Source organism: Rhodospirillaceae bacterium, from assembly GCA_016722635.1.
Classification (GTDB): domain Bacteria; phylum Pseudomonadota; class Alphaproteobacteria; order JAEUKQ01; family JAEUKQ01; genus JAEUKQ01.
In genome coordinates, this window is record JADKIX010000011.1 from 260829 (window position 1) to 275723 (window position 14895).

Sequence of the window (14895 nt, forward strand, 5' to 3'; positions counted from 1 at the left end):
ACTAGATAAAGTTAAGATTTGATCCAGTTGAGCAGGAGTCTGATCTGCTGTCTGGGTGAACCATAGTTAAACCTAAACTCACATTCTTTTAGAAACAAGGGGAAGTTTTTGCGGGGTATGCCATTGTATTTTCGCAAGATCCGCTTTGCCTGGTTCCAGAAGTTCTCAATTCCGTTGATATGATTGTGACCATCAACAAAGTCAAGAGAGTGATTGATACGAAAATGCCTAAACCCCGATACATCCAGGACATTATAGGAACGATACCCATCGGTATAGACAACGCTATCAGGCCTGATCTTGTTCACCATAATAGCTTTCAGGGTTTTACTTGATGTGTCTGGCACGGGCACAGCATACACCTTACCGCCACGTTTGAGCAGGCCAAAGACTGGCACTTTGCCAGCCGCCCCACGACCGCGTTTACCCTTCCTAACCCCACCGAAGTAACTCTCATCAACTTCAATCTTCCCATCAAATGGCACGTCATCCGCAATTTTCTTAGCAATAATCTCACGTAACTTATGGTAAAAAAGAGCAGCTGTATTTGGATGGACACCAATCACGTCCGCAGCCAAACGTGCCGTCACTTCCATCACAAAATATTCAATCAGTTTCCTCCGATGATTTACCCTTATACGACAATGTCTTAGTCCCATATTTCTATCCTAGATATTTCTTTTATCTAGTACAGCCCCTAAAATTTATGCCTCAAATAATTCAAACTGAGTCACTATCCAACCGCTGGTCGCATAGGCCTTATGAACCCAAGTTTTTTAGTTACAATAAGGGAGCAAATAAGCGGATAATACCGGCGCCGAATTCCCTGATTTTACTCACCCGCCTGACCCCTACTTTGCAGTATTTAATTAAGGAGGCGATATAGGCTTCAACCCCAGAAATCCCCGCTTGACTATAAAGAAAGCAAACCGCTTCATAATTAAAAAACAAGCTGCGGGGATCCATATTGGCTGAACCTGCCACGGCTAATTCCTGATCTATGATCAGGGCTTTAGCGTGCATCATAACGCCGTGATGAAGCAAAACCGTCCCCCCCACCTTTTGGATATCCCGCAGAAAGCTTCCCCGCGCCACATCCGCCACCCAGTGGTTTGATTTTTTAGGCACAATAACACGTACATCGACACCGCGGTGGATAGCCACCGTCCAAGCCTGCATTAACCCCTCGTCCGGAATAAAATAGGGAGATAGGATCCATATCCGCTCCGTTGCTGTGTAGCTGGCCATCAAAATGGTTGTGTAAAAAGGATCTTCGGGGATATCGGGACCAGATGGAATAATTTGCAATATTTCTTGGCCTGGTTTCACTGTCCTTTTTGGCTCAATTGGCTTCGACAGTTGATCAACACTAGCAAAATTCCAATCCTTCCGGAAAATTTCTTGGTAAACCCTGGCCCCCTCTCCTTGAATCGTGAAAGTTAGATCTTTCCAACGTTTACTAGAAGGTCGCCCTCCCATATACTCCTCCGTAAAGTTGGCGCCACCCGCCCAAACCTCCATACCGTCCCCTACCACCAATTTGCGATGGTTGCGAAGATGGGCATTACCTGGAAATTTCAAATAAGCACGTATTGAACGGAATAATAAAGGCATAAAATAAGCAACTTTCCCTCCTGCATCTAGGAAGGGCTTGAGAGATCGCCAAGCGACATGACGGCAACCAAAACTATCTAAAAGCAACCTCACATCCAATCCTTGTTTAGCTTTTTTCTCTAACCGTTCGAGCAAATCCTTACCCACCTTATCTAATCTTAAGATAAAGATTGCCAAATGGATGGAATATTGGGCCCGGTCAATTAATTCGATCAGGGCTTGGTAGGATTGTTGGCCATCCGTATGAAATTGGATTTGATTGTTGCTTGTTGCGCCCGGTAAGCCGTAGGAACGTAAAAAACGATCGGCTGGTTTGGCAGAAATGCTGGGTAATTCCGCAAATTTCCCTAACAAGATTCTTTCTTTCTTTTTGGCCATTTGCCGTATTTTTCGGCCACCAAATAAAATATAGAGGGGGATGCCTATATAGGGGACCAGGACAATAGCCAGCAACCACGCCACAGTGCTGGCAGGGGGGCGGCGCTGGTGCAGCATATGGGAAAGGATGAAAACAGCAAAAATACTGCCAATTATCCACCCTAAATAGGGGAAAAGAAATGTTTCCCAAAAAACCAAAATTACCTGCCCCAAATTGAAATAGGATATTTAAAATTTACCAAGCGACCTGCGCATATAAAGGAAAATGATCGGAAGCTTTTTTGGTGATTTCATCTTTTAAAGCACCTTGTTTAAGTAATTCAATGTTAGCAGACATAAACATCCGGTCGAGCCTTACAACCGGCAAGCGAGTTGGAAAAGTCAATTCATGGATTTGCTTAGGCAACAGGCTAGTGATTTGACTGGAAGCTTCGGTATGTTGCAGCCATTGATTGAAATCCCCCATCACAATCGTCCGCTTTGATTGGTTATGGCGGACCAAATCGGCAATTTTTTTCATTTGTTGGTAACGTTCCCAAGGGGTTAGCCCCAAATGCACAACCATGACCTGCAGTTCACCAGCATTTGTTTCCAAAATAGCTTGGATGGCCCCGCGTGGCGCATACCCGGCAATCGTCAGATTAATGCAGGCATAGCTTTTAACGGGATATTTCGTAATCAACGCGTTGCCAAAACAGGCATTCTCATGGTCCCGAACCAGTCCAGGAACCATCTCATAACCCGTGGCTGCGCGTAAAAAATCAAACTGGTTGATCCGTTGCCCTTTACCGTGATACCACCCAACCTCCTGCAACCCGATAATATCAGCATCCAATGTCTTCAAAACTTTAGCAATCCGTTTCGGCGCAAATTCACCATCCACCCCAAGCGAGCGGTGAATATTATAAGTTGCCAAGCGCAAGGAGGAAGAATTTTTCATTATTTCATCCAAAGAATTGTTTTTTATTCACCCTAACGGGAAAAGGTTAATAATCTGTATCTTCCGTTGCTGAATAAGAATAACAAATATTCCAGGGAAATGCCAATTTTTTACCAGACTTTATTTTTTTGCCTGGTGATTATCGATTGCTTTACTTGCATCTAGATGCATTGCATAAATTTTTTCTACGGGCTCAATCGTTTCCCATCTTCCCTTGAAACCCGCGGGGATCACAAAGGCCTGCCCTGCTTGAAAAACCTGTTGGTTGCCGTCGGTATCTGTCAATAGGACCTTGCCCTTCAGTAAAAAACATAACTCATTTTCATCATATTGAACTTGCCAGCAACCGATTGTTGAATGCCAAATACCGCAGAAAAACTGTTCATGGGCATCGGTGAATTGATTCCAAGAAGTGGTGACTGGTTTCCCGTGGATAATTTTTTTAGGGACAGCAATTTCCCCTGGTCGACCGTTGGTTGAAAGGGAGAAAGGTTGGGGAATCGACTGTTGCTTTTTCATGAGATATGGCCTTCCTATAACCAACCGGCTTTGCGGAAACGGTAAAACATATAACTACAAATGCTAATGATAGCCCCCGTAACGGTAAAATATCCGTACCGCCACCTCAATTCCGGCATAAAATCAAAATTCATTCCATAAATGCCGCAAATGGCGGTCGGTACGGCTAAAATAGCCGCCCAGCCCGCTAATTTCTTGGTCACTTCGTTTTGTTGGACGCTGGTTAACAGCAAGTGCGCTTCCAAGGCTGATGTTAATAATTCCCGCATCGAATCAATACTTTCAAGCAACCGGATGACATGGTCCTGCACATCGCGAAAATACGCATGCGTATCCCGGTCAATCAAAGTGATATCAAAGCGCAGCAACCGGTTAATCATTTCTGTTAGGGGAGAAATAATCCGCTTTAATGCCATGAGGTCGCGTTTAAGGCCGTATATATCCTCAACGGTTGTAGAATCGAACGGTTTCTTGAAAACGTCGTCTTCCAGATCCTCCACTTTATCTTTGATATTGCTGACGATCGGCATATAATGGTCAACGATAAAATCCATTAGGGAATAAAGGACAAAATCAGGACCTTTCCTAAGCATATGCGGTTGGTTTTCACATCTGGCCCTTACCTCGGAATAACCCGATGAGGCCCCGTGCCGCACCGTCACAATATAACCGTTTCCCATGAAAACATGGGTTTCCCCAAATTCAATCGGGTTATCAGCACTTTTCTGGGCGGTATGCAACACCACGAACAGAGAACTGCCATAGAGTTCGATTTTAGGCCGCTGATGGGCAACACGGGCATCTTCAACTGCTAATTCATGCAGCCCGAACAGCCGTTGCACTTTGTCTAAAAGCTCGGCATCCGGTTCATGTAAGCCAATCCAAACAAAACGGTCTTTCCCCCATTTTAACTGGGTGACCTGCTCCAACGTGACATCAGTGACACGAATACCATTCTCATAAACAGCAAAGCCAGCAATTGAACTCATTCCTGTTTTCCCCTCATTCGTTCCGGGAGATGTAGGGCACAGCAATACCCCGAACTTCCCGCTCTCCTATCCCTGCCAATATTATTGATCCTTTTGGGCCATAGGATTGATCCTTTGACCATTCAATCTATCCAACGGTTATGAATCTATTGGCCTATTTATACGCCGATGATCCAGCTGAAACAACCTTTTTCGATAATGACTTTTTGGAATGCTAAGTCCCTCGGAATCCAAGGGCCAGGAGATACAATTCAGAAGAATCGGGTCGGCTGGCAGGGGGTTTGACATGACGGACTTGGGAAAAATCACGTTTTAATTTCATCAACAATTCTTGCTGGGCCCCCCCCTGGCGTAACTTCACCAAAAAAGTGCCGTTGGGAGCCAACATCAGATGAGCGAATTCATAGGAAACATCTGCCAACGCCATAATTCGCAAATGATCGGTGTTGATATGACCGGTAGTATTAGGGGCCATATCACTTAATACTACCTGCACTTTACTACCAACCCTTTTCTGCAGTTTTTCCGCCGCATCGGCCAAGCTGAAATCCATTTGGATGAATTCTGCCCCTTCAATTGGCGGCATATCAAGGATATCCACCGCAATAACCTTGCACCCCCGCTCCACCGCAATTTGTGTCCAGCCGCCCGGAGCAGCTCCTAAATCGATAACCTTTTGTCCGGGTTTCAAGAAATGATATTGATCGTCCAGTTGCACCAATTTAAAGGCTGCCCGGGAACGGTACCCCACTTTCTGGGCTTCATGGACATAGGGGTCATTCAATTGGCGTTGCAGCCAGCGGGCAGAAGAGATGCTGCGCCCCGTTGTTTTTTTGACACGAACCGCCAAAAACCGTGAGCTTGATTTTAAGCCTTTAACCATTCCGTTTTCTCATCACATTTTCTTTACTGATCGCTGAAATTCAATTGGATTGTTATTGTGAGGGTGCTGCTGTTTCTAGCAATCCTGCCTGATTTCTCTCAAATAAAAATCCTGCATCTCTCAAAACCAGTACCCTGATCTTTCCTTATGTTTCTTTCAATAATTCTTCAATTTTTTTGCGGACGGCAGCACTGGCAGGGCTTGTTAAAGCAGACCAGCTTGCCCGTACATGCCCATGACGGTCAAATAGAAATTTATGGAAATTCCACTTCGGGCAACCTTTCTTTCCCAATTGTTGATATAACCATTGATAGAGTAAATGCGCGTGCTGGCCGGTCACTTCTTGTTTGGTCGTAACGGGGAAGCTTATATGAAAATTAGTTTGACAAAAACTAGCCACATGCTGATTAGAGTCCGGTTCTTGACCAGCAAAATCATTCGAAGGAATGCCTAATATCAAAAAACCTTGCCGTTGGTATTGTTGCCATAATTGCTCAAGCTTTTCATAATGTGGGGTAAAACCACAATTTGATGCCGTATTAACGACTAACACAACCTGGCTTGCCAGATCTTTTAAACGCAAAATCGATCCGTCCAGCAGGGGAAAGGTGAAATCCTGCAGACCAGAGATTTTGCTATCCAACGGTAAAGCTGGTGGTACAACCATACCAGTTACTAATTTGAAACTATCCCATAATTTTTTACCGACCATAACGCTCTTCTTCCCAAGGATTGCCGTGGTTATGATAACCGCGGACTTCCCAATAACCTGGTTTATCCTGATCGCTTAATTCAACGCTTTTTAGCCATTTGGCACTTTTCCAAAAATATAGTTTAGGCACCACCACCCGCACCGGCCCACCATGTTCGCGTGAGATAGGCTTGCCTTCCCATGCCAATGCAAGCAACGCATCTTCCGCCGCAAATTCTTCTAAAGTTAAATTGGTAGTGTAGCCATCGTGGCTATGGCAGATAACAAATTTGGCCTGGTCCAACGGTTCAACAGCTTCCAGAACAGCGCGGGTTGAAACTCCTTGCCAATGATTATCAAAACGAGACCAAGCCGTAACACAGTGAATATCAGAAGTAAAATCCTGAATGGCGAATTGACTAAATTGCTGCCAATTCCAAGTGGTCGGTTTCTTCACCAACCCATCAATCCGCAATTGCCAGGTTTCCATTGAAATATCAGGCTGAATGCCAAGGTCAAGCACTGGCCAGTTCTTCACTTCCCGCTGCCCGGGGGGCAAACGGTCTTGCTTAGGATTACCGGATTTGCCAGTGATCAGTCTTTTTTCTTTTGCCCATTGCTGTTTACTGTCAATCAATTTTTGTTTGATTTTTCCCCATGTTCCTTCGGGAGATTGCTCTTGTGTCATCACCGCACCTAGAAAATTTATTAGATAGAAAAATTTTTGCCCTTCTATTCTACCGGATAATTTGGATTTGCCATAATTAATTTTAGGCAGGGGCAGATGATGTGGTATTTTGGCTTACTTCATTGAAAACAAAAAATACCTTCGCTTTTTGATAATGCTGCCAAATATTCATCATCACTTCACCGCGGATATTGCTGATGCCATTTTGCGGATCACCAATCCAAAACTGCACCATCATCTGCACCCCTTTTTCCCCAAAATCGGTTATCAAGCAATCTGGTTTTGGCACTTGCAAGATACGGCGATTGGCGGCCGCGGCAATTGCCAATTCCTTGGCCTGCATAAGATCTGATTTTCCTGAAACGAGAAAAGGGATCTCCACCCGCAAGCGGTCATCCGTAAAAGTCCAATTAATCACGGGGCGGGTGATCAAATCTTCGTTCGGAATTAATATTTCTTTACCCGAATTGGTGCGTACCGCCACATAGCGGCCAGCCAAAGCCGTAATGGTACCAAAATTATTGCCAACCTCAATGACATCGCCTGGCTTTATGGATTTATCCATCAATAAAATCAGCCCGCTGATCAAATTGGCAAAAACCCGCTGCAACCCAAAACCGATCCCCACCCCGATCGCTCCTGAAAAAACCGTCAAGGCCGTTAGATTGATCCCCAATCCGCCAATGACGATTAAAAGCGCAACCGCATAGAAAACCACCCGCAAGATTTTGACAAGCAATACTTGGGCGGACGGAGAAATAGCATGGGCCGAACGTAAGCGACGTTCGATTATTTCCATGCACAAACTAGTGATACCCAAGGCAACGATCAACCAAACAATTGCTTTAACCACAAATAATAGGGAAAAATTAAGATTGCCGGGATTAAAAGAAATGCTTTCCAGAAAATCCGATATAGGCTGTAAAATTCCTGAAAATTGGAACAAAAATAGAAAGAAAATAATAAAAAGAAGTAACCGCGGAACCCAGCGTTGTGGTGCCATTTCCTTGACTAATCGATGAAGCAACCACCAACCAGCAATAATCGATGCCAGGAATAAGATACGGCTGGAAAAATCTGAAAAAATAACAAGAGGAAGGGCAAGGAAAAGGTCGATGATCAACAGCGAAGACCATGAAAACCAAAAAGGATGCTGCCGGATGGCTTGCCAGAAAAACTTTTTAAAAGATTGGGAGTTTGCTGTTTGTAGCCGACGATCGCTGAGGTTTTTGACATAATTCTGGCCTACAAAAGCAATCAATCCAAAGACTGCAATCAATGCCAACTGGGCCAGATTGGTCCAATAACTAAAAAATAACTCGGCCCCTAGGCGGAATTGGCCAAAAAACTGCAAGAAAAATTCCCTTAGATCGGCAATAGTTAAAATTTTTGTCCCCTTAAGTTCAATGATTGCTGATTAATCTAGCCAACCATTGCTTCATATACATCATTCCTTTTATGATATGAAAGACTATACTTCATTCGTCAAGAGTGACGACGATTGCTATCCCAAGCAAATTTTTGGTTATTTATGAGGATATTCCTTGTTAATCTTTGCTGGTTTGCTATTGGGGCGACAAAAAGGGATTGACTATCTTATAGCTAATCTTTTTTGACAATCCAGGAAACGCCTGATATCTTTTGACCAATCGCCTTCGATAAGGATAAATCCGCATGACTGATACTGCAATCAATCCTTCCCCTTCCTTCCGAAAAATTTTAAAGAATATTTTCCTTATATCTTTTGCTTTAAGTCTTGGCGTAGGTATTTATATGATCTTGCTAAGCGACTTCCGCCAGGGGATTGAATACCAAATTTTTACCACTAGCCTAGGGGTGATGGGGTTCAGTGCCACCATTCTGTTTTCCAGTTTGTTGGTTCCTGACCGCTCGTTAAAAATACTCGGGTATTTAGGCGTTATTTGCTCGGTCGCAGGATTAACTTTATGGCTTTATGCAACCTGGCTTACAAGCGAGTTTATCCTATCTAAACATGCGGAGGGAGTGGTTAAGACCGCCCTAGTTTTGGTAGTGCTTTCTGCTTATTTGGGTTATATCAGCTTGCTGCTGTATTTTCGCAATACTCGCATTTTCATGATTGTTTGCCAGATTTTATTCATTTTAGCTGCCAGTGTGATTGCCGTATTTCTGCTGAATTTGATTTTAAGTAGCAGTCCATTTTTATTGGGCTGGCGGGTGCTCATCGCGCTTGATTTGCTGGTTTTGGCAGGGCTGATTTTAGTACCGGCACTTGGCCGTTTTGCCAAAAATTAACCATTGAAGAAAGTGACCCCTATGTCCGCTGCAAATATTGATTTTTATAAACCTTCCCGCCAGGAATTCGGTTTGTTGAACTGGGTGGGGCTGTGGACGTTATACCTTAAAGAAGTTCGGCGTTTCCTCAATGTAGCGACGCAGACACTCTTTGCACCGGTGGTTAGCACGTTGTTGTTTTATGCGATTTTTGCCCTGGCCATTAGCCATGACACCCCTGTCATTAACAATATCAGCTACGGCGCCTTCCTGCCGCCAGGGCTGATGATGATGGCCATGGTACAAAATGCTTTTGCCAACACATCTTCTTCCCTGATGCTTGCGAAAATGCAAGGTAATGTGGTGGATATTTTAATGCCCCCCTTAAGACCGGCCGAATTAACCATCGCTTTAGCGGCCGGTGGTATTACCCGTGGCTTGTTGGTAGGTTGTATGGTTGGCCTGTTTATTTGGATATTAACCCCCCTGCATATTTATAACCTGCCCCTGGTACTTTTCCATGGAATTGCGGCTAGTTTGCTTTTATCTTTGCTGGGAATTGTCGGTGGGTTGATATCCCAAAAATTTGACCATTTGGCGGCTTTAACCAATTTTATTATTACCCCCCTGGCCTTTTTGTCAGGTACCTTCTATTCTATCCACCAATTGCCGGTTTTCTGGCAAGGGGTGGCTCATGCCAATCCCTTCTTTTACATGATTGATGGTTTCCGTTATGGTTTTACAGGCCATACAGACGGTTCCATTTGGATTGGGGTCGTGGTTTTGGTAATAACAAATTTATTAATGATCATTGGGGTTTATCAATTGTTTAAAAGCGGTTACCGTTTAAAAAATTAGTGGTCGTTTTTTGCCCCCTCCATTTATTGTTATTTCAAATATGCCTATATATTGTAACTTGATATTAATCATTACTGTTGATACTGGATTTGCTTATGCCCCTTAATCCCCAATTTCCTGTTGTCCTGCCCACTTATAAACGCGCTCCTTTATCTTTCGTTAAAGGGGAGGGAGCCTATTTATTTGGCAATGACGGTAAAAAATATCTTGATTTTGTCAGCGGTATTGCCGTTACCGCTTTCGGTCACAACCATCCCCATTTAATTCAAGCTTTAACCACCCAAGCCCAACAATTATGGCATTGTTCGAATTTATTTGAAATTCCCGGGCAAGAAACACTAGCCAAAAGGCTAGTTGAAAATTCCTTTGCGGAATCGGTATTTTTCAGCAATTCCGGGGTTGAGGCAATTGAATGCGGCTTTAAAATCATCCGCAAATATTATGATGAAATCGGACAATCCCAGAAATACCGCCTGATTACCTTTGCAGGTGCGTTTCATGGCCGCACATTGGCTGCCTTGGCCGCAACCGGGCAAGAAAAATATTCTAAAGGCTATGACCCGGTGGTGGACGGATTTGACCAGGTCGCTTTCGGCAACCTCAATGAATTACGGGCGGCAATCACCCCACAAACAGCTGGCATCCTTTTTGAACCTGTCCAGGGCGAAGGCGGCATGCGCGCTTTGTCCTTGGAATATCTGCGGGAGGTCCGTAAAATTGCCGATGAATTCGGTCTGCTGCTTTTTTTAGATGAGATTCAATGCGGCATGGGACGCACCGGCAAGCTATTTGCCCATGAATGGGCGGGCATAAAGCCGGATTTGGTTGCCGTTGCGAAAGGATTAGGCGGGGGATTCCCGATTGGCGCCTGTTTAACAACAGCTAAAGTCGGGGCGGTTATGCAACCCGGCAGCCATGGCAGCACATTCGGCGGCAACCCCTTGGCAATGGCGGTTGGCAACGCGGCTTTGGATATCCTATTAAAACCCGGTTTTATGAAACATGTCCAAGAAATCGGCCAAAAATTAATCGTAGCCTTGGAAGGCTTGGTTAAACGCTTCCCTAAAAAATTATCGGAAGTTCGCGGAAAAGGCTTGATGATTGGGATTAAATGTGTCGGCCCCAATACCGAATTTGTCGACCGTTTAAGGGAAGCAGGTATGCTCTCCGTCACCGCAGGCGATAATATTGTGCGCTTGCTCCCTCCCCTGATTATTGAAGACAGTCATATCAACCACGCAATCGCCATTTTAACGACGATATGCCAAAAATAGTAATCTGGCGCGCTGTGATTATTATTTTTTCCATACCTATGGAAGAATGGATCATCTCCTATTCCGTAAAAATTGTTATTTGTAGCCCTGTTTGACGGTTTTTTATCAATGACAAACCCAATCGATACCGGAGGTGGAATACGTGAATGAAACAGAAAACTGATCTCAAAAACTTGCTGGCCGACCGTATTGTACCCTTTACCCTGCAGAAAGCCAATATCCAAGGCCGCTTGATCGAACTACAGCAAAGTTTCAATACGATTATTGAGCAGCATCATTATCCCTACCCAGTCGCCTATGCTTTAGCAGAATGCCTGCTTTTGGCCACAAGCCTATCCAGCGCCCTGAAATATCAAGGGGTTTTTACCTTACAAATCAAAGGGTCTGGGCCTATTAGATTGATGGTAGTCGATTGTACCGAACAAGGACATTTGCGGGGTTATGCCCAGTTTGAAGAAAATCAGTTGCCGATGGAAAAAACCAATAACTTTTTAAGTGTCCCCAAGTTATTCGGCCAGGGTTATCTTGCCTTTACGGTCGATCAAGGCCCGCATACCGAACGTTACCAGGGAATTGTTGAATTAACTGGCCTTACCCTAACCGATTGTGTCCATCAATATTTTCGGCAATCGGAACAAATCAACACCACCCTTTTCATAGCCATTGCAAAAAATGCCCAAGGATGGCGGGGCAAATTACTGATGCTTCAGCAGCTTCCCCTGCCCACCGCCGCCTATCATGACTCCAACCAACAGGCAGAACGTGACGCAGAATGGCAAGAAACTTTGGTTTACTTATCCACCCTAAAACGATCGGAGATATTAGATACAAAAATCTCATCCGAGCAGTTACTGTACTTGCTATTTCATGAACAATTACTGGCACTTCATAAAGTGCGCCCTCTAATTGCCCAATGCCGTTGTTCGGAGGCCAAGATCCGCCAGGTTTTGCAATCTTTCCCATCCGCTGAACTTCAAACATTGCAAATAAATGGCGTGATTGCAGTAAATTGCGAATTCTGCAATCACCAATATTCCTTTTCTGAAAAAGATTTAGCACCATCCTAGTTTAAAACAAAACTCCTCTATTTATCGGAAAACCAAACATTTCCGCTTATGACCCCTGGATTATTTTGTATCATCAGAGGAAGCAATATTGATTGCCGTGATTCTTGCACTATTCCACAAATCAAAACATAAAATAATTCTTATTACAAATTTTATGTATTTTTATTACTTTTTTATTGCATTTATTACCAAAAAACTGAAATGGGTTTTGAACGGGCAGCTTTGATTGCCATGGCGCTTGATTGTTTTGGAATGTCGCAAGCTTTTGGCATGCACCTGATGTCGGATCAGAAACGCAAAAAATTAATGTGAGGAAAAAGCCGAGCCTTATGAAACCAAGGAATTTTATGACGCAATTGAGGCATTGGCCAACCGCCAGAATGCCCCTGCGGGGCTGCAGCCGCAATTCTATACTTACAAAATCGATATTTGGCTATAGCTATGATTACCGCCTTATTCATCAATCCTATAATCAAGCGGGTTATCAGCTGTATTTGGTGAAGATTTGGCCACGTGGGCATGAGGGATTCGATAAGTTAATCCCCTATGACTTCAAGGCACATCCTGATGATGCAGCTGGGGCTTTTGTTGCCAAAAATGATTGTAAAGATGACAGTCCCCTTTATCTCGTCCGCGAATACACTATTTACTTGCATGAACAAGGCCGGATTAAATCCACCCAATATGTTTATGCTTTCCAGTGCAAATAATGAGAGGCTGGCTTTTATCAACCCGCAAAACTCCTAAAATTGAAATAGCAAAGGATAAGTGTGTGTACAGCTCTGTACACAGTTCTGTGTGTCCTCTCCTCTCCCTCTCTTGAGAGAGGAGAGAGAAAAGAGAGAGAAAAGAAATGAAAAGAAAAAGATAGAGAGAGGGAGATTTGGTTTTTGGCAAAACCATCCCCCTCCCTATTTTTTGGCTTCATTGATCATTATTCTAGTTAAGCAATAGCGTAAGCATCAACTGAACAGCCTGGCTATTTTTGCCAATCATTTCGGCAAACATGCTAGCAAGCATAAATTCTTGACAAGAGGAGGAATTACGGTAAGGTAAATTAAGAACAAAAAGTGATCATTCTGCAAAGCCCCGTCAACCCTGCCCTTCCCGACCCCATCAATCCAGTCTTAACCCATTTTTTCAGGTAGATCCTGATGATTTGCGGTTACCCCCTTTCGCCCATTCATCACAAAAAACAAGCCGGAGCAAAGTTACCCTTGTCCGGCTGGATTGTAGTTTTTGGTAGGCTAGATAAGGCTAGTAGGTTAACCGCACGCGGTAGGTAAAGATGGTTTTGCCGTTGGCAGGAACGGTAACCTTCCATTGCATCTGGCTGGCGTTTATTTTCTTACCCACTACACTTTGTTGCAACACGCGCCAATCACCTGGAACGCTTTCAACCAGTGTCACCTCTACCGCCTCAGATTTCGCATTCTTAAACTCCACCTCATAGGCAGTTTCATACACATTCTTGGCAATCTTACTAAAATCAGTCTGCTTGGCCCGGGCCGTCACATCGAAGGCATTGCCCAGGGTTAACGTGACATCCTCGCCCTTCGGGGTGTGTTGAATGGCATCCTCGCCCACAAAGATCGCTTGTCCTTTACTGTCATTTTTATACACCCGCACGATGCCTTTCGGTAGGGGCAATCCTAAACCAAAAGCTTCGGTGTTGCTAAACTGGATGCGTACACTGGCATTCACCATCTCCCGGTCACCCATCACATCGGTATAACCGTTAGTGATCCCCCCAAACCGGTATTCCTTGACCACCTTCACCCCTTCCCCGGTTAACATCACCACCTGTTTGGTTTGGTTTTGGGCAATCGTCGTTGGGCGAGGTAAACTATATAGATGATATTCAAATAAAGATTCCTGCTGCAACTGATCCGCTGCCGTTGATTTCGTGGCAACCGGTGGTTGGATACGGCCACTTGCCATTCCATCTCTGACCAAATTCAAATCGCCCGCCACCAATTGTAATTGAGCATTGGCATAGGTAATACCGCTTTGATTGGTTAACGTTACCAATCCGGTCAGGTTCAGTTGGGTTTCGTCCGCGCTTAATGAGGCCACATAATCCGCTTTCCAGCCCAATCCGCCGGTCAAATAATCCAACTCCACCTGTTTGCTGCCAGCGACCTCACTATCCAGCTTTAAAACCAGGGTCGGCCGCGCCCGTAAATTGACGGGAACTTGGTCATAAATAATGCGCCCCGGTAACTGGGTTTCAATGCGGTCACCAATCTTTAATACCACCCCACCTGTGACACTCAATACCTCAGCCTCCACAATCTTTTCCTGTTTTAGTGCCTCATCCCATACCGCAAAGCGCACCTTACCCCCCACTGATTTCTCCAGCAGCTTGGCCGGGGTCAGCAGGTCAAAATCAAAGTTCTGCTCCAACATCTCAACCCCGCCACCCTGCACATGAAATAGGCTGGTCTCAGGCCTTATCATGGTGCTGACCTCAATAAACGCAATGTCATTCAACCCTTTCTGGAAATTGATGCTGCGCTGATCCCGCACCAAAGCCAAATTCTCGTTATAAATCGTTACCGCTACATGGCTTTGGGCATTCACACCCACTTGCTGTTCTTGTGCCTGCACCGTAAAACCGGTGACACCGAGGGCCGCAACCGTTGATAAAAATAACTGCTTGGTTTTCATTTGCTGTTCCTTTGTTGATCATTTCTTTTTGAAGAAATATTCGCGCCTTTGAAAAACATATTGTTCCTTTA

General features: G+C 44.5%; 15 protein-coding genes. 5 read left to right on the forward strand and 10 right to left on the reverse strand.

Translation table 11 applies throughout. The annotated features are described in order from the left end of the window. Positions 1–11: 11 nt before the first annotated feature. The 9 genes from IPP67_08620 to IPP67_08660 form a co-directional block, all read right to left on the reverse strand. The gene (locus IPP67_08620; protein MBL0339203.1) at positions 12–659 is read right to left on the reverse strand and encodes an IS1595 family transposase; all 648 of its coding nucleotides are present in this window, start codon (positions 657–659) and stop codon (positions 12–14) included. 121 nt (positions 660–780) lie between these two features. Further along, a complete protein-coding gene (locus tag IPP67_08625; GenBank protein MBL0339204.1) occupies positions 781–2190 on the reverse strand; it encodes a PLDc N-terminal domain-containing protein in 1410 nt (469 codons plus the stop codon). 37 nt (positions 2191–2227) lie between these two features. Beyond that, positions 2228–2932 carry an endonuclease/exonuclease/phosphatase family protein gene (locus IPP67_08630; protein MBL0339205.1) on the reverse strand — a complete coding sequence of 235 codons (705 nt, stop codon included), beginning with the start codon at positions 2930–2932 and terminating at the stop codon, positions 2228–2230. 120 nt (positions 2933–3052) lie between these two features. Next, a complete protein-coding gene (locus IPP67_08635) occupies positions 3053–3451 on the reverse strand; it encodes a DUF861 domain-containing protein (GenBank protein MBL0339206.1) in 399 nt (132 codons plus the stop codon). 14 nt (positions 3452–3465) lie between these two features. Further along, positions 3466–4440 carry a magnesium/cobalt transporter CorA gene (corA, locus tag IPP67_08640; GenBank protein MBL0339207.1) on the reverse strand — a complete coding sequence of 325 codons (975 nt, stop codon included), beginning with the start codon at positions 4438–4440 and terminating at the stop codon, positions 3466–3468. A 214-nt stretch (positions 4441–4654) separates the two neighbouring features. Continuing rightward, positions 4655–5323, reverse strand: a complete 669-nt coding sequence (locus IPP67_08645) for an RlmE family RNA methyltransferase (protein ID MBL0339208.1) — start codon at positions 5321–5323, stop codon at positions 4655–4657. A 145-nt stretch (positions 5324–5468) separates the two neighbouring features. Continuing rightward, entirely contained in the window at positions 5469–6035 is a 567-nt protein-coding gene (locus IPP67_08650) for a glutathione peroxidase (GenBank protein ID MBL0339209.1), read from the reverse strand. Then, positions 6025–6702: a sulfite oxidase-like oxidoreductase gene (locus IPP67_08655; protein ID MBL0339210.1), complete on the reverse strand. Its 678-nt coding sequence runs from the start codon at positions 6700–6702 to the stop codon at positions 6025–6027. Before IPP67_08655 ends, IPP67_08650 begins: the two co-directional genes overlap by 11 nt. Before the next feature lie 82 nt (positions 6703–6784). Further along, a complete protein-coding gene (locus IPP67_08660; GenBank protein ID MBL0339211.1) occupies positions 6785–8056 on the reverse strand; it encodes a mechanosensitive ion channel in 1272 nt (423 codons plus the stop codon). 320 nt (positions 8057–8376) lie between these two features. Here IPP67_08660 and IPP67_08665 point away from each other — a divergent pair, with 320 nt between their 5' ends. The 5 genes from IPP67_08665 to IPP67_08685 all read left to right on the forward strand — a co-directional run bounded on the left by IPP67_08665 (position 8377) and on the right by IPP67_08685 (position 12864). Further along, positions 8377–8976: a hypothetical protein gene (locus tag IPP67_08665; GenBank protein MBL0339212.1), complete on the forward strand. Its 600-nt coding sequence runs from the start codon at positions 8377–8379 to the stop codon at positions 8974–8976. Between the two features lie 21 nt (positions 8977–8997). Continuing rightward, positions 8998–9813 (forward strand): ABC transporter permease, encoded by an 816-nt coding sequence (locus IPP67_08670; GenBank protein ID MBL0339213.1) that lies wholly within the window; start codon positions 8998–9000, stop codon positions 9811–9813. A gap of 95 nt (positions 9814–9908) precedes the next feature. Next, on the forward strand, positions 9909–11087 hold the full coding sequence (locus tag IPP67_08675) for an aspartate aminotransferase family protein (protein MBL0339214.1): 1179 nt from the start codon (positions 9909–9911) through the stop codon (positions 11085–11087). Positions 11088–11233: 146 nt separating this feature from the next. Next, on the forward strand, positions 11234–12154 hold the full coding sequence (locus IPP67_08680) for an Hsp33 family molecular chaperone HslO (GenBank protein MBL0339215.1): 921 nt from the start codon (positions 11234–11236) through the stop codon (positions 12152–12154). Positions 12155–12501: 347 nt separating this feature from the next. Continuing rightward, on the forward strand, positions 12502–12864 hold the full coding sequence (locus tag IPP67_08685; protein MBL0339216.1) for a hypothetical protein: 363 nt from the start codon (positions 12502–12504) through the stop codon (positions 12862–12864). 547 nt (positions 12865–13411) lie between these two features. Here the strand turns inward: IPP67_08685 and IPP67_08690 are convergent. After that, a complete protein-coding gene (locus IPP67_08690) occupies positions 13412–14824 on the reverse strand; it encodes a DUF4139 domain-containing protein (protein ID MBL0339217.1) in 1413 nt (470 codons plus the stop codon). Positions 14825–14895 lie beyond the last annotated feature (71 nt).